Annotated in this window: 17 protein-coding genes; 14 read left to right on the forward strand and 3 right to left on the reverse strand. The window is 71.4% G+C overall.

Annotation, left to right across the window (positions count from 1 at the left end; all coding sequences use genetic code 11):
• Positions 1 to 470 precede the first annotated feature (470 nt).
• The gene (locus ACZ4W5_RS28235; RefSeq protein WP_465657703.1) at positions 471 to 2,048 is read right to left on the reverse strand and encodes an oxidoreductase; all 1,578 of its coding nucleotides are present in this window, start codon (positions 2,046 to 2,048) and stop codon (positions 471 to 473) included.
• A gap of 90 nt (positions 2,049 to 2,138) precedes the next feature.
• Between ACZ4W5_RS28235 and hisD the strand changes: the two genes are divergently transcribed.
• The 8 genes from hisD to hisF are packed head-to-tail and all read left to right on the forward strand — an operon-like array spanning position 2,139 to position 7,918.
• Complete coding sequence (hisD, locus tag ACZ4W5_RS28240) at positions 2,139 to 3,446, forward strand: histidinol dehydrogenase (protein WP_360245234.1); 1,308 nt, start codon at positions 2,139 to 2,141, stop codon at positions 3,444 to 3,446.
• On the forward strand, positions 3,443 to 4,555 hold the full coding sequence (locus ACZ4W5_RS28245; RefSeq protein WP_360245231.1) for a histidinol-phosphate transaminase: 1,113 nt from the start codon (positions 3,443 to 3,445) through the stop codon (positions 4,553 to 4,555). The genes hisD and ACZ4W5_RS28245 overlap by 4 nt, the downstream gene beginning before the upstream one ends.
• Before the next feature lie 6 nt (positions 4,556 to 4,561).
• Positions 4,562 to 5,155, forward strand: a complete 594-nt coding sequence (gene hisB, locus ACZ4W5_RS28250; RefSeq protein WP_360245228.1) for an imidazoleglycerol-phosphate dehydratase HisB — start codon at positions 4,562 to 4,564, stop codon at positions 5,153 to 5,155.
• Entirely contained in the window at positions 5,152 to 5,304 is a 153-nt protein-coding gene (locus ACZ4W5_RS28255) for a hypothetical protein (RefSeq protein WP_360245225.1), read from the forward strand. The genes hisB and ACZ4W5_RS28255 overlap by 4 nt, the downstream gene beginning before the upstream one ends.
• A gap of 31 nt (positions 5,305 to 5,335) precedes the next feature.
• Positions 5,336 to 5,971, forward strand: coding sequence for an imidazole glycerol phosphate synthase subunit HisH (hisH, locus tag ACZ4W5_RS28260; protein WP_360245222.1), 636 nt, complete (start codon positions 5,336 to 5,338; stop codon positions 5,969 to 5,971).
• Between the two features lie 17 nt (positions 5,972 to 5,988).
• Positions 5,989 to 6,714: a bifunctional 1-(5-phosphoribosyl)-5-((5-phosphoribosylamino)methylideneamino)imidazole-4-carboxamide isomerase/phosphoribosylanthranilate isomerase PriA gene (gene priA, locus ACZ4W5_RS28265; RefSeq protein WP_402483303.1), complete on the forward strand. Its 726-nt coding sequence runs from the start codon at positions 5,989 to 5,991 to the stop codon at positions 6,712 to 6,714.
• Positions 6,711 to 7,151 (forward strand): RidA family protein, encoded by a 441-nt coding sequence (locus tag ACZ4W5_RS28270; protein ID WP_360245219.1) that lies wholly within the window; start codon positions 6,711 to 6,713, stop codon positions 7,149 to 7,151. Before priA ends, ACZ4W5_RS28270 begins: the two co-directional genes overlap by 4 nt.
• Positions 7,148 to 7,918, forward strand: a complete 771-nt coding sequence (gene hisF / locus ACZ4W5_RS28275) for an imidazole glycerol phosphate synthase subunit HisF (protein ID WP_360245216.1) — start codon at positions 7,148 to 7,150, stop codon at positions 7,916 to 7,918. Before ACZ4W5_RS28270 ends, hisF begins: the two co-directional genes overlap by 4 nt.
• A gap of 57 nt (positions 7,919 to 7,975) precedes the next feature.
• Here the strand turns inward: hisF and ACZ4W5_RS28280 are convergent, their stop codons facing one another.
• Entirely contained in the window at positions 7,976 to 8,755 is a 780-nt protein-coding gene (locus ACZ4W5_RS28280) for a VOC family protein (RefSeq protein ID WP_465657704.1), read from the reverse strand.
• Positions 8,756 to 8,937: 182 nt separating this feature from the next.
• Positions 8,938 to 9,924, reverse strand: coding sequence for a LuxR C-terminal-related transcriptional regulator (locus ACZ4W5_RS28285; RefSeq protein WP_360245210.1), 987 nt, complete (start codon positions 9,922 to 9,924; stop codon positions 8,938 to 8,940).
• A gap of 356 nt (positions 9,925 to 10,280) precedes the next feature.
• On the opposite strand from ACZ4W5_RS28285, the gene ACZ4W5_RS28290 reads away from it, so the two are divergent.
• The 6 genes from ACZ4W5_RS28290 to ACZ4W5_RS28315 all read left to right on the forward strand — a co-directional run bounded on the left by ACZ4W5_RS28290 (position 10,281) and on the right by ACZ4W5_RS28315 (position 15,017).
• Positions 10,281 to 10,496: a hypothetical protein gene (locus ACZ4W5_RS28290; RefSeq protein WP_465657705.1), complete on the forward strand. Its 216-nt coding sequence runs from the start codon at positions 10,281 to 10,283 to the stop codon at positions 10,494 to 10,496.
• Between the two features lie 37 nt (positions 10,497 to 10,533).
• On the forward strand, positions 10,534 to 10,809 hold the full coding sequence (locus tag ACZ4W5_RS28295; RefSeq protein WP_465657706.1) for a hypothetical protein: 276 nt from the start codon (positions 10,534 to 10,536) through the stop codon (positions 10,807 to 10,809).
• A gap of 103 nt (positions 10,810 to 10,912) precedes the next feature.
• Positions 10,913 to 12,349, forward strand: a complete 1,437-nt coding sequence (locus tag ACZ4W5_RS28300; RefSeq protein WP_360245201.1) for a C40 family peptidase — start codon at positions 10,913 to 10,915, stop codon at positions 12,347 to 12,349.
• An 83-nt stretch (positions 12,350 to 12,432) separates the two neighbouring features.
• On the forward strand, positions 12,433 to 13,572 hold the full coding sequence (locus ACZ4W5_RS28305; RefSeq protein ID WP_465657708.1) for an FG-GAP-like repeat-containing protein: 1,140 nt from the start codon (positions 12,433 to 12,435) through the stop codon (positions 13,570 to 13,572).
• A gap of 291 nt (positions 13,573 to 13,863) precedes the next feature.
• Positions 13,864 to 14,343, forward strand: a complete 480-nt coding sequence (locus ACZ4W5_RS28310; RefSeq protein WP_465657737.1) for a SigE family RNA polymerase sigma factor — start codon at positions 13,864 to 13,866, stop codon at positions 14,341 to 14,343.
• 107 nt (positions 14,344 to 14,450) lie between these two features.
• Positions 14,451 to 15,017 carry a PASTA domain-containing protein gene (locus ACZ4W5_RS28315; protein WP_465657709.1) on the forward strand — a complete coding sequence of 189 codons (567 nt, stop codon included), beginning with the start codon at positions 14,451 to 14,453 and terminating at the stop codon, positions 15,015 to 15,017.
• Positions 15,018 to 15,146: the final 129 nt, after the last annotated feature.

Below are 15,146 nucleotides of genomic sequence, written 5' to 3' on the forward strand. Positions count from 1 at the left end.
TTGTTTGTTTTTTTTTTTTTTTTTTTTTTTTGTTGTTTTTTTTTTTTTTGGTTTTTTTGCTTGTTTTGTTTGTTTTGTTTTTGCTGTTTTCGCTTTTCTGATCTATTCCAAATCCCTGTGGTTTAATTCCACCCCGCCGCGATTTTCATTGCGGCGGGGTGGTGAAATATCTGAAACATTCTTGGTGGCGTTCTCGCTCCTCTTTTCATGAGCGGGATGAGAAAGTGTCGCCGTTGCCGCTTCGGTGGTGCCGAAGCGGCAACGGGTGGCAGGAATTAGAAGGGAGGCGTCTATTTGCTCTGGTTTCGGCGGCCCCGGCCAATCCTTGGCCGGGGCCGCCGTTGCTTCTGTGATTTCAGGGCGCGGCGGGGTGAAATGAGGAGAAGTCAGCTTGTTTGGGATTCTGCACAGGAAGTCGGTCTGGACGACCTCCTGTGCAGAAGGCGGTGACGGGTGGTGCGGGGCCGGGGTCAGCCGCGTTGGAGGAGGCGGGTGGCGCCGGTGACGACGGTGGAGGCGAGGAGCCAGCCGACGACGACGAGGCTGGCGGCGATCCACTGGCTGGCGCCGCCGGGGTTCCAGGCGCCCTGGTTGAGGTCGACGATGGGCAGCAGCCGGTCGAGGGTGTAGAGCACCGCGTTCCAGTGGGGTTTCTCGTCGGCCTTGAGCGGGTCCAGCGGGTGGGTGGCGAACCAGATGCTGCCGAGGGCCCAGGTGAGCAGGAGCCACAGGCCGGCGCGGCCGGGGCGGTAGCCGTAACCGACGGTGACGTCCTGGACCAGGCCCCAGCCCCGGGCGGGCAGTGGCAGGGTCTCCCGGCGGCGGCGCTGCTTGGCGTAGAGCACTTCGCGGGCGTCGTCGTCGGCGCCGTCGCGGCGCAGGGCGGCGGCGAGCTGCTCGTAGGACTCCGGCTGGAAGTCCACCGCGGAGCCCTCCAGCCAGGCGATCCGCTGCTGGACGGTGAACTGTCCGACCGGGCGGAGGTTCTCGTAGACGAAGCCGGTCAGCCGCAGGTGCTTGCCGAGCGGCCAGGCGTCCGGGGTGTCGACCAGGTTGCCGACCCGGGCGCGGGAGAGGGAGACGGTGCCGGTGGGCCGGATCTTGCACGTGAACCGGAGTTCGGGGGTGTGGATGCGGCGCAGCGAGAGCTCGTCGTCACCCTCCAGGTGGAATTCGCCGGAGATCAGGCAGGCGGCGTCGAAGCGGGCGTCCGAGAGCCGCACCTGGCCGTAGGCGCGGAACGGGGTGCTGGGCGCGTCGGGCGGGGGGCTCTGGCCGTAGCCGGAGCCGTAGTAGCTGCGGGAGCCGAACCAGCCGCCGTCGGCCGAGCTGGTCAGGTAGAGGGTGTGGCCGACGTTGAGCCGGACGGCGTTGAGGCAGACCCGGTTCTGTGGGTCGGCGTGCAGCTGGGCGCCGCGGAGCGAGAAGCGGCCGCCTATTCGGGCCGTGCGGACGCTCAACTCGCCCCGGGTCTCCAGGCGTTCGGCCTCGAAGTCCTGGTGGACGGTGATCCCGTCGGCGGACACCGCGCGACCGTAGCGGTCGCCGCCGATGACGGCCAGGTTGAGCAGCAGGTCGGTGCCGATCTTGGCGTCGGTGAGCCGGATGCCGTCGGGGATCCGGCAGCGGGCCAGGTGGACGTCGCCGGTGGTGGCGAGCCGGGAGGCCTCCAGCCGGGGGATCAGGCAGTCGACCATCCGCAGGGTGGTGGCCGAGGCCTCCGAGATGAGGATCTTGTGCTCGAAGCGGCAGCCGCGCAGTTCGACGTACCGGTCGATGTGGCCGCCGGCCAGGTTGAGCGCGCCGGTGACGTACACCCCGCTCATCCGCAGCGAGGCGACCCGCCCGGCGGTGGGCCGCGGGCCGGCCAGCAGGAGGTGGGCGAGGACCTCGGCGCTCACCGTGCGTTCGGGGCCCCAGACGGTGTCCCCGAAGGGGTCGTCGATGTCGGTCCGGCCACACCGGAGGTCGAAGACCTCGCCCTCGCGGAAGGCCTCCCAGAGCTCCCGCTCGGTGTCGGTCCAGCTCTCCGGAGCACTCTCCGCCATCGTTTCCCCGTCCCCCCGGTCGTCTCGCCTTTCGTATCACGGACTGAAATGCGGGACCACCCGTTCCGGCCACTCCTTACACTGGGTGGCGTGATCTCTCGAATCGACCTCCGCGGCTCGCTGGACGACCCGCGTGCCCTGCTGCCCCGTGCCGAGTTCGACGTGGCGGCCGCCCTGGAGAAGGTGCGGCCGATCGCCGAGGACGTACGCCATCGCGGGGTCGCGGCGCTGATCGAGATCACCGAGCGTTTCGACGGCGTCCGGCTGGAGTCCACCCGGGTGCCCGCCGAGCAGCTGACCGAGGCCCTGGAGACGCTGGACCCGAAGGTGCGGGCCGCGCTGGAGGAGTCGATCCGCCGCGCCCGGGCCGTGCACGCCGACCAGCGCCGCACCGGGCACACCACCCAGGTGGTGCCGGGCGGCACGGTCACCCAGCGCTGGGTGCCGGTCGAGCGGGTCGGCCTGTACGTGCCGGGCGGGCTGGCCGTCTACCCGTCCTCCGTGGTGATGAACGTGGTGCCGGCCCAGGAGGCGGGCGTCCGGGGCATCGCGGTGACCTCGCCGCCGCAGAAGGAGTTCGGGGGCCGGGTCCACCCGACCATCCTGGCGGCCTGCGCGCTGCTCGGCGTGGACGAGGTCTACTCCGTCGGCGGCGCCCAGGCGGTCGCGATGTTCGCCCTGGGCACCGAGGAGTGCGCCCCGGTGAACATGGTCACCGGCCCCGGCAACATCTACGTGGCCGCCGCCAAGCGGCTGTTCGCCGGCCGGATCGGCATCGACTCCGAGGCCGGCCCGACCGAGATCGCCGTCCTCGCCGACGACAGCGCGCTGCCGAGCGACGTCGCCGCCGACCTGATCAGCCAGGCCGAGCACGGCCCCACCTCCGGCTCGGTTCTGGTCACCGACTCCCCGGAGCTGGCCGACGCGGTCGAGGTCGAGCTGGTCACCCAGGTCGGCCGGACCAAGCACGGCGAGCGGGTCGCCGAGGCGCTCGGCGGCCGCCAGTCCGGCATCATCCTGGTCGACGACCTGGAGCAGGGCCTCGCCGTGGTCAACGCCTACGCGGCCGAGCACCTGGAGATCCAGACCCGCGACCCGCACGCGGTCGCGGCGAAGGTCGTCAACGCCGGCGCGATCTTCATCGGCCGCTGGACCCCGGTCTCGCTGGGCGACTACGCGGCCGGCTCCAACCACGTGCTGCCGACCGGCGGCTGCGCCTGCCACTCCTCCGGGCTGTCGGTGCAGACCTTCCTGCGCGGCGTCCAGGTCGTCGAGTACGACCGGCAGGCGCTGGCGGACGTCGCCGCGCACGTGGTCAACCTGGCGGAAGCCGAGGACCTCCCCGGGCACGGGGACGCCGTCAAGGCCCGCTTCGACTGGACGGTGCCGGGCACGTGACCATCCGTACGACCCGTATCGACGACCTGCCCATCCGGGACGAGCTGCGCGGCCAGTCCCCGTACGGCGCCCCGCAGTTGGACGTCCCCGTCCAGCTGAACACCAACGAGAACCCGTACCCGCTGCCCGAGGAGCTGGTGGCCCGGATCGCCGAGCGCGTCGCCGAGGCCGCCCGCCACCTCAACCGCTACCCCGACCGGGACGCGGTCGAGCTGCGCGAGGGCCTCGCCGCGTACCTGACCCGCACCACCGGCTTCCCGGTCACCCGCGAGCAGGTGTGGGCCGCCAACGGCTCCAACGAGGTCCTCCAGCAGCTGCTGCAGACCTTCGGCGGCCCCGGCCGCACCGCGCTCGGCTTCGAGCCCTCCTACTCGATGCACGCGCTGATCTCCCGGGGCACCGGCACCGCCTGGATCTCCGGCCCCCGCGACGACGACTTCACCATCGACGTGGACGCCGCCCTCGCGGCGATCGCCGAGCACCGGCCGAACGTGGTGTTCATCTGCTCGCCGAACAACCCGACCGGGACGGCCGTCGAGGCGGAGACCGTCCTGCGGCTGTACGAGGCCGCGCAGGCCGCCCGGCCCAGCCTGGTGGTCGTGGACGAGGCGTACGTCGAGTTCTCGCACCGCGCCTCGCTGCTGCCGCTGGTCGAGGGCCGCCCCAACCTGGTGGTCAGCCGCACCATGTCCAAGGCCTTCGGCGCCGCCGGGCTGCGCCTCGGCTACCTCGCCGCCGACCCGGCCGTGGTCGACGCCGTCCAGCTGGTCCGGCTGCCGTACCACCTGTCGGCCGTCACCCAGGCCACCGCGCTGGCCTGCCTGGAGCACACCGACACCCTGCTGGGGTACGTCGGCCGGCTCAAGCAGGAGCGCGACCGGCTGGTGGACGCGCTGCGCGGGATGGGCCTGGAGGTGACCGACTCGGACGCCAACTTCGTCCAGTTCGGCCGCTTCGCCGACACCCACGCCGTGTGGCGGGCCATCCTCGACCGGGGTGTCCTGGTCCGTGACAACGGGGTCCCCGGGTGGCTGCGCGTCACCGCCGGCACGCCCGCCGAGAACGACGCCTTCCTGGACGCCGTCCGTAATGTGATCAAGGAGCTGTAACCCCTCATGTCCCGCATCGGACGCGTCGAGCGCACCACCAAGGAGACCTCCGTCCTGGTCGAGATAGACCTCGACGGAACCGGCAAGACCGACATCTCCACCGGCGTCGGCTTCTACGACCACATGCTCGACCAGCTCGGCCGCCACGGCCTGTTCGACCTCACCGTCAAGACCGACGGCGACCTGCACATCGACACCCACCACACCATCGAGGACACCGCCCTCGCGCTCGGCGCCGCCTTCAAGCAGGCGCTCGGCGACAAGGTCGGCATCTACCGCTTCGGCAACTGCACGGTGCCGCTGGACGAGTCGCTCGCCCAGGTCACCGTCGACCTCTCCGGCCGGCCCTACCTGGTGCACACCGAGCCCGAGGGCATGGCGCCGATGATCGGCAGCTACGACACCACGATGACCCGGCACATCCTGGAGTCCTTCGTGGCCCAGGCGCAGATCGCGCTGCACGTGCACGTCCCGTACGGGCGCAACGCGCACCACATCGTGGAGTGCCAGTTCAAGGCACTGGCCCGGGCGCTGCGCTACGCCGCCGAGCGGGACCAGCGCGCGGCCGGAATCCTTCCCTCGACCAAGGGTGCGCTGTGAACAAGTCCGCGACGATCCTCCTCTTCGTCGGCCTCTTCCTGGCGGGCGGGGTGATCTCCTTCTGGAAGCAGAAGCTCCCGAAGGGCGTCATCCTGGTGTTGGCCATCGGGGCCGTGATGTGCCTGGGCTCCGGCCTCATGCGCCTGTAACACCCGTAGCAGAGAGACTGGACACCTGAACATGGGCAAGAACGTCGTCGTCCTCGACTACGGCTCCGGCAACCTCCGCTCCGCGCAGCGCGCCCTGGAGCGGACCGGGGCGAACGTCACGGTCAGCTCCGACTACGACACCGCGATGGCCGCGGACGGCCTGCTCGTCCCCGGCGTGGGCGCCTTCGAGGCCTGCATGCGCGGCCTCAGGTCCGTCCGCGGTGACTGGATCATCGGCCGCCGGCTCGCCGGGGGCCGCCCGGTCATGGGCATCTGCGTGGGCATGCAGATCCTCTTCGAGAAGGGCGTCGAGCACGGGGTGGAGACGCCCGGCTGCGACGAGTGGCCCGGCACCGTCGAACCGCTGGACGCCCCGGTCGTCCCGCACATGGGCTGGAACACCGTGGACGTGCCCGAGGGCAGCCGGATGTTCGCCGGCCTCGACCCGGAGACCCGCTTCTACTTCGTGCACTCCTACGGCGTGCGGCACTGGGAGCTGGAGACCCACAGCGCGCGGATCAACCCGCCGCTGGTCACCTGGGCCACGCACGGGCAGCCGTTCGTCGCCGCGGTCGAGAACGGCCCGCTCTGGGCCACCCAGTTCCACCCCGAGAAGTCCGGCGACGCCGGCGCCGCCCTGCTGACCAACTGGGTCAACACCCTCTGAACGTCTGAGAGTTGTTACTGATGAGCCTTGAGCTGCTGCCCGCCGTCGACGTCCGCGACGGCCAGGCCGTCCGCCTGGTCAAGGGCGCCTCCGGCACCGAGACCTCCTTCGGCGAGCCGCTGGCCGCCGCCCTCGCCTGGCAGAACGCCGGCGCCGAGTGGCTCCACCTGGTCGACCTGGACGCCGCCTTCGGCACCGGCACCAACTACGAGCTGCTGCGCGAGGTCACCGGCCAGCTGGACCTCAAGGTCGAGCTGTCCGGCGGCATCCGCGACGACGAGTCGCTCGCCCGCGCCCTCGCCACCGGCTGCACCCGGGTCAACCTCGGCACCGCCGCCCTGGAGGCCCCCGAGTGGGTCGCCAAGGCCATCGCCGAGCACGGCGACAAGATCGCCGTCGGCCTGGACGTGGTCGGCACCACCCTGCGCGGCCGCGGCTGGACCCGCGACGGCGGCCAGCTCTTCGACGTCCTGGAGCGGCTGAACGCCGAGGGCTGCGCCCGCTACGTCGTCACCGACGTCAACCGCGACGGCACCCTCACCGGCCCCAACCTCCAGCTGCTGCGCGACGTCTGCGGCGCCACCGACCGCCCCGTCGTCGCCTCCGGCGGCGTCTCCTCCCTCGACGACCTGCGCGCCATCGCCGGTCTCGTCGACCTGGGTGTCGAGGGCGCCATCGTGGGCAAGGCACTCTACGAGCAGAAGTTCACCCTCGAAGAGGCCCTGGAGGCGGTTTCCGGATGACGGAAGGTCGGATCGTACGCGGCCGGGTGACGGGTTTCTCCCCCTGGGAGGAGGAGTTCGGCTACTCCCGGGCGGTCGCCGCGGGCGACCACGTGCACGTGGCCGGGTCCACCGCCTGGGTGAACGGCCGGATCGAGCACGAGGGCGACCCGTACCGGCAGACCCTCGCCGCGTTCGGCGTCGGGCTCTCGGCCCTCGCCGCGTACGGTCTGACCGCGGACGACGTGGTCCGCACCCGGATGTACATCACCCACGCCCGTGACGCCGAGGAGGTGGGCCGCGCCCACCGCCGACTCTTCGACGCCGCACGCCCGGTGGCCACCATGGTGGTGGTCGACGGGCTGATCGACTCCCGGATGATGGTCGAGGTCGAGCTCGACGCGTACCGCACCGGGCTGGCAACGACCCTGGAAGCCCTGGAAGGCAAGCAGCCGTGACCCTCGCCGTACGTGTCATCCCCTGCCTGGACGTGGACGCCGGGCGGGTGGTCAAGGGCGTCAACTTCCAGAACCTGCGCGACGCCGGCGACCCGGTCGAGATGGCCAAGCTCTACGACGCCGAAGGCGCCGACGAGCTGACCTTCCTCGACATCACCGCCTCCTCCGGCGACCGCGAGACCACCTACGACGTGGTCCGCCGCACCGCCGAGCAGGTGTTCATCCCGCTCACCGTCGGCGGCGGCATCCGCGCCGTCGACGACGTGAACCAGCTGCTGCGGGCCGGCGCCGACAAGGTCGGGGTCAACACCGCGGCCATCGCCCGGCCCGAGCTGATCCGCGAGATCGCCCAGCGCTTCGGACGGCAGGTGCTGGTGCTGTCGGTCGACGCCCGGCGCTGCGCCGAGGGCGTGGAGACCGCCTCGGGCTACGAGGTCACCACCCACGGCGGGCGCCGCGGCACCGGCCTGGACGCCGTCGAATGGGCCGGCCGGGCGGCCGAGCTGGGCGCGGGCGAGATCCTGCTCAACTCGATGGACGCCGACGGCACCAAGGACGGCTACGACCTGGAGATGATCCGGGCCGTGCGCAAGGCGGTGTCGGTGCCGGTCATCGCCTCCGGCGGGGCGGGCAAGCTCGCCGACTTCGCCCCGGCCGTCGAGGCGGGCGCGGACGCCGTCCTCGCGGCCAGCGTCTTCCACTTCGGGGACCTGCGGATCGGCGAGGTCAAGAACGCGCTGCGGGAGGCCGGGCACCCGGTGCGGTGACCTGCGCTGTCGTGGATGAGGGCCCGTCGCCGGTGTGCGGCGGGCCCTCACGCGTGTTCACGACTCGCGCGGTTCGCCCTTGATCAGGGCGAACGGGGCGCCGTTCGGGTCCGCCAGCCAGGCGATCCGGCCGACGTTCTCCACGTTCTCGGCCGCCATCAGCACCTGGCCGCCGGCCGCCTTCGCCTTGACGATCAGCGCGTCCACGTCGTTGGCGGCGAAGTACGGCGTCCAGGCGGACGGCTGGTCCGGCTGCATCGTCGGGGCGATGCCGCCGAAGCTCGTCTGCTGCTGGTCGCCCTCGGCGGTGGAGATCACCCGGTAGCTCATCCCCGGGGACGGCTCGAAGTTCTCCACCCGCCAGCCGAACAGCCCGTGGTAGAAGGAGAAGGCGCCGTCCTGGTCCTTGGTGTGCAGCTCCGACCAGACCAGCGTGTTGTCCTCGGACACGGCGTCCAGGCCGACCGTGTTCCCGGCCTGCCAGACCGCGAACTCGGCGCCCTGCGGATCGGTCAGCGCCGCGAACCGGCCCTCCTGCATGACGTCCATCGGCGGGACCCGGACGGTGGCACCGGACTGCTCGGCCGCCTTGACCGTTCTCTCCACGTCGGCGGTGCGGAAGTACGTCGTCCAGGCGGACCGGGCGCCCGCGTCGAGGTTGCCGAGCGCGCCGACGGTCTTCCCGCCCGCCTGGAGGAATCCGTAACCGCCCGCTTCGGGAACCTCCTGGAACGTCCAACCGAAGACCTTGCCGTAGAACGCGGCGGTGGCCGGGATGTCCGGGGTGCCGAGGTCGATCCAGCAGGGCGAGCCGATGGGGAAGTCGGTGGTGAGCATGAGGTGGTGCCCCTTCGACGGAGAGTGACCGGGGCGGTTCCGTCGGGCGCGCGCACGCCCCCTCCCCGGCCACCTGAGAGTCTGCACCCGGGTACTGACATCCGCAGCCGGGGCGCGCCCGGTCGGGCTGGGCGGCCGGTCGGCGGGGCTGCGGGGCGCCGCGGGGCGCGGCCGGGCGCCGGCTACAGCCAGCCGCGCTGCGCCGCCTTGAGGCCGGCCTCGAAGCGACTGGTGGCATCGAGCCGCTCCATCAGGGCGGACATCTGGCGCCGCACGGTGCGCAGCGAGATGCCGAGCCGCTTGCCGGCGGCCTCGTCGGTCAGGCCCGTCCCGAGCAGGCGGAGCAGGTCGCGTTCGGACGGGGTGAGGCCGGTGTCGTGATGCGTGGGCTGGTCGGCGCCGAGCGGTACGGCGGTGGACCAGGCCTGTTCGAACAGGGCGACCAGGGAGGCCACCAGACCGGGCTCGCTGGTACAGAGCGCCCCGAGCCTGGTCCGCGTCGGGTCGATCGGGACGACGGCCGTGCGCCGGTCGAAGACCAGCAGCCGGGGCGGCAGCAGGGGCGCCGTCCGCACCTGGCCGCCGAGCTCGGTGAGCCACTGGGCGTACGCGTGGGTGGCCTGGTCGTTGCGGACGCTGTCCTGGTAGAGCGTCCGCATGGCGACGCCGCGCTCCAGGGCGTCCTGGTCGAGCGGGCGGGCGGCGTCCATGCTGGCCTGGGACTGCGCCCCGCCCGAGATCGCGGCGAGGAACTCCTCCTGGAGGCCGCGCGCCAGCATCTCGAGCTTGGCCTGGATCGCGTCCATCCCGACCAGGCGCTCGGTGGCGTCCGAGGCGGTGTTGGGCACCAGGTCCGCGTAGGCGGCGACGGCCCGGGCCACGGCCGCCTTGCTGGCGGCCAGCTCCTGCTGGCGGCGGGCCAGCTCGTCCTCCTGGCGGCGGAGGACGGCCTCCAGACCGACCGCCGGGCTGACCGGGCGCAGCGCGCCGGACACCTCCTGGGAGGGCCGCAGCAGCGTCAGGTCCGCGAGTTGGTCGAGGGCTTCCCTGACGGTGGTCTCGGAGAGGCCGAGCCGGCGGCAGAGGTCGGCGACCCCGCAGCCGGGCTCGACCAGCAGGGCGGTGTAGACGGCTTCCGCCGTCGGGTTCAGTCCGAGTACTTCGAGCACGATTCCCCCCGGTCGCGGCGATGCGGGCGGCCCGGCAAACGTCAAGGCCACCTGCGTGATTCTCACAGTTCGAACACGTGCGTGCAAGGAGAGCTGACGGACCGTCGGAGAGGCCGGTGCGGTGGTGGTGGCGGCCCGGTCCGCTGAGGCGGCGATGGAGAGCCGGGGCTGGGGTGGCGCGATGGTGCCAGGCCTGATGGTGCCTCATGGAAGGCCTTCCGGAGCGCCGGTCGGGCTTGCAGGATAGGGATCACCGAGCCGCAGGGGCGCCGAGCCCCCGGGTCGGTGGGAGACGGGAAAGCAGCCGTCGCCCGTTCGACGAAACTGATCGACCATCAACCAGGGGGTTGTTCTCCATGCGGATCTCCGCTCGCGTTTCCGGTGTCCTCGCGGCTGCGGCAGTGGTGGCCACGCTCGCTCTGCCGGCCGTCACCGCCGCCGCCACCGCACCGGTCACCGTGGCGGGCGTGTCCGCGGCGAGCGACCCCGACACGGGCGTGCCCACCCCGAGCGGGACCGGCAAGCCCGGCCTGGGCGACCCGGGCAGCATCAGCTGGGACAACAAGAAGTGACCACTGCCGTCGGCGCCGGCCACGCGGACCGAGCCCGATGCACATTGTCCGTCTCACCCTGACGAGCCCCGACCCGCGTCCGCTCACCGGGGCCGACGCCCATGTCCTCAAGGACGTGCTCTGGGCCCACGCAGATCCCTGCGGCGGCCTGGAGCACGTCCAGTCGAGAGTCCGTCAGGACTCCATCGACCTCATCATCTTCACCAGCGGCGGAAGCGGCGACAACGCCCCCGCCCATTCGCTGGCCATCTGTTCCGCCGCCCTCTCGCGGTCTCCGGTCTTCCGGTCCTGGCGTCTCTCCGTCGCCGGCTGACGGCCGTCCACATCCTGCCGGAGTTCCTCCGGCGCTTCCTCTGCCGGTGATCCGGGCGCCCTTCGCCGCACCGGTCCTCCGAATGCCCTTTCCAGGAGTTCTCATGTCCCGCAAGGCCTATCTCCGCACGTCCGCCGTCGCCCTCGGCCTGGCCGGCTCGCTGTCGCTCGGGCTGTTCGTCCAGGGCGGCGCCGCGTTCGCCGCCGAACCCGCCCCCGCGGCCGCCGCCACGACCGCCACCGCGGTCGCGGGCGGCGAGTACGGCGGCGCCGGCCAGCCGGTCGGCGCCGGCAAGGGCGCAGGAGCCTTCCAGGCGCCCTCTGTTGACGGTTCGTCCGCCGCCGCCTCGGTGCTGGCCCCCGCGGTCTCCCGGAGCGAGGCGATCCAGCGCGCCAAGACCTGGGTCGGCATCGGCCTCGACTACAGCTGGACCGGCTCGCACGACGGGTACCGCACCGACTGTTCCGGCTACGTCTCGATGGCCTGGAAGCTCGGCGACTCGCTGACCACCGACACCTTCGGCCCGCAGGGCGTCACCGAGGGGATCAGCAAGGGCGACCTCAAGGCCGGCGACGCGCTGCTCAACGACAACAGCGGGGCCAGCGGCCACGTGGTGCTGTTCGAGAAGTGGACCGACTCCGACCACTACATGGGCTACGAGTTCACCGGCAGCGGCGTCCACTACCGCGAGATCCCCTACCCGTACTACCCCGGCTACGGCACCTTCGTGCCGGTCCGCAACAAGTCCATCCGCGAGGACGGCCCGTCGGACCCGGGGATGACGAACCTGACGGCCGGTGACTTCAACGGTGACGGCAAGAAGGACCTGGTCGCGGTGGAGGTGTCGACCGGGAAGCTGTGGCTGTACCCGGGGTCGGGGTCGGGCACGCTGGGCAGCCGGGTGGAGATCGGTACCGGTGGCTGGAACGGGATGAGCAACCTGGCGGCCGGTGATCTGAACGGTGACGGCAAGGACGACATCGTGGCGACCGAGAAGTCGACGGGGAAGCTGTGGCTGTACCCGGGGACGGGTCGTGGTCTGGGTGACCGGGTGGAGATCGGTTCCGGCGGCTGGAACGGGATGAACAACTCCGCGGTGGGCGACTTCAACGGTGACGGCAAGAAGGACCTGGTGGCGAGTGAGAACTCGACCGGGAAGCTGTGGCTGTACCCGGGCAACGGCCACGGTCTGGGTGACCGGGTGGAGATCGGTACCAGTGGCTGGAACGGGATGAACAAGATCGTCAGCCCTGGTGACATGAACAAGGACGGCAAGGACGACCTGGTGGCGACCGAGACGTCCACGGGGAAGCTGTGGCTGTACCCGGGGACGGGTCGTGGTCTGGGGGACCGGGTGGAGATCGGTTCCGGTGGTTGGAACGGGATCTCCGACTACGCGGGGGCGGACTTCACCGGCGACGGCATCGGTGACCTGGCGGCGGTGGAGTCCGCGCCGGGCGAGACCGGAAAGCTCTACCTCTACAAGGGCACCGGCAACGGTCTGAGCTCCCGCACCGAGATCGGCACCGGCGGCTGGTGAGCCGTCGAACCCAACGAAGTCGAACGCAACGAAGCAGTACTGAACGAACGTCAGCCAACACCGATTCCAGGGGGAGAACACCCATGTCCGCACACACCCGCATGCGCAGGAGCCTGGCCGTCCTCGTGCTGAGCCTCGCACCGCTCGGCCTCGCCGGCACGGCCGATGCCGCGTCGGTCAGCACCTGGGACAAGGTGGCCGCCTGCGAGAGCAGCGGCAACTGGTCCATCAACACCGGCAACGGCTACTACGGCGGCCTCCAGATATCCGAGGACAACTGGCGGCACTACGGCGGCACCCAGTACGCGGCCTATCCGCACCAGGCGACCAAGAAGGAACAGATCCTGATCGCCGAGAAGATCCTCGCCGACCAGGGAGCCGGCGCATGGGGATGCAGCCCCGGCACCGGACTCTCGACCGACCATGCGGACCCGTACCCGGCAGGCCCGTCGGACCCGGGGATGACGAACCTGACGGCCGGTGACTTCAACGGTGACGGCAAGAAGGACCTGGTCGCGGTGGAGGTGTCGACCGGGAAGCTGTGGCTGTACCCGGGGTCGGGGTCGGGCACGCTGGGCAGCCGGGTGGAGATCGGTACCGGTGGCTGGAACGGGATGAGCAACCTGGCGGTCGGTGACCTGAACGGTGACGGCGGGGACGACATCGTGGCGACCGAGAAGTCGACCGGCAAGCTCTGGCTGTACCCGGGCAACGGCCACGGCATCGAGGGCCGGATCGAGCTCGGCAGTGGCGGCTGGAACGGCATGAACAACACCGCGGTGGGCGACTTCAACGGCGACGGCGTCGCCGATGTCGTGGCGAGTGAGAACTCGACCGGGAAGCTGTGGCTGTACCCCGGCCGCGGCGGGTACCTGGGTGACCGGGTGGAGATCGGTACCAGTGGCTGGAACGGGATGAACAAGATCGTCAGCCCTGGGGACATGAACAAGGACGGCAAGGACGACCTGGTGGCGACCGAGACGTCCACGGGGAAGCTGTGGCTGTACCCGGGCAACGGCCACGGTCTGGGTGACCGGGTGGAGATCGGCAGCGGTGGCTGGAACGGCATCTCCGACTACGCGGGGGCGGACTTCACGGGTGACGGCATCGGTGACCTGGCGGCGGTGGAGTCCGCGCCCGGTGAGACCGGGAAGCTCTACCTCTACAAGGGCACCGGCAAGGGGCTGAGCACTCGCACCGAGATCGGCACCAGCGGCTGGTAGGCCGAAGGTCGGACGGCGGGCCCGTCGGTCAGGGATCTCCCTGGCCGGCGGGCCCGCCGTCGTCGACCGCCGGCGGCGTCCTGCCAGGCGGTGGGGTGGCCGGCGGTGGGGTGGCAGGGCATCGGCGGTTGTGAGCCGCGTCACTTCCGCGGTGGTCGTGCAGCAGGGCGCGGCCGGCGGCCGTCATGGGGGTGGAAGTGACGGCGGGAGAGAGTGAGGCCGCGGGTGAGGCTGCGCAGGACCGGTCCCGGGATCGACTTCGTCGAGTTCGTGGAGCAGCGTTCGGGCGCGCTGTTCCGCACGGCGTACGTGCTCACCGGGGACGCCCACACCGCGGAGGACCTCGTGCAGGAGACGCTGGAGCGGGCCTGCCGCCACTGGCGGCGGGTGGCGCGCGCGGAGGTGCCCGAGGCGTACGTCCGTCGGATCCTGGTGAACCTGGCCAACGACCGCTGGCGGCGGCTGCACCGCTCGGGCGAGCGCCCCGCGCCGGAGCCCGGCGTCGAGCGCCCCGATCCCCGCGACGCCTACCGGTCGGTGGAGCTGCGCGCGGAGCTCGTCGCGGCGCTGCACACGCTGCCGATGGGGATGCGCACCGTGGTCGTCCTGTACTACCTCCACGACCTCGGGGACCAGGAGATCGCGCAGACGCTGGACATCTCTCCCGGCGCCGTGCGCTCACAACTCGCCCGCGGGCTCGCGAAATTGCGGGCCGCGCTGCCTCGGCAGGATGTCCCGTCCGCGTCGTCGACCTCGCGTGAAGGTGCGTGATGATCCGTTTCCCGCCCCACGACCCCGGCCCCGCATCCGGCCCCGCATCCGGCCCCGCATCCGATTCCGCATCCGATTCCGCTTTCGACCAGGAGTTGCTCGCCGCCATGACTGCCTTCGCCGACGATGCCCCCGCCCCTGTGATCGACGCCGTGGGGATCCGGCGCGCGGTGCGCCGGCGCACTGTTCTCACCGGAGCCGCGGCGGTGGCGGCGGTGGCCGTCATCGCGACGGGCGCCGCCCTGCTCGTACCCGGATCGACGGGTGGCGGCGACCGCCCGTCGGGGACCGGGCCGGCCCCGGCCGTCCAGTCGGCGCCCGCTTCCGCCTCGGCTTCCGCACCCGCTTCCGCACCCGCGTCCGTCTCGGCATCGGCATCGGCCTCGGCCCCGGCGCCCGTCGGCGGGCCGACGGCGACCGAGGGCGCCCCTTCCCCCGCCGCCCCGCCCGCGCCCGGCGCCGCCACGGTGACCGTGCCCTCGCTCACCGGCCTGTCCCGGGACGCCGCCACCCGGCTGCTGGACGCGGCCGGGCTGCGCTACGAGGTCCACGAGCTCACCGACTGGAAGGTGCCCGCCGGATCCGTCGTCAACTCCGAGCCGCAGGCAGGGCGTACCGTGGCGGCGAACGAGACGGTCCAGCTGTTCATCTCCAAGGGCCGCCCCAAGGGCTGACCGGCCGACCGGGCCGGGGGGGGGGGGGGGGGGGGGGGGGGGGGGGGGGGGGGGGGGGGGGGGGGGGGGGGGGGGGGGGGTGGGCGGCGGCGGGTCTGCGTTGTTTGTTCTGCTGATAGGTAGAAGAGA

Source organism: Kitasatospora sp. NPDC029367, assembly GCF_055569135.1.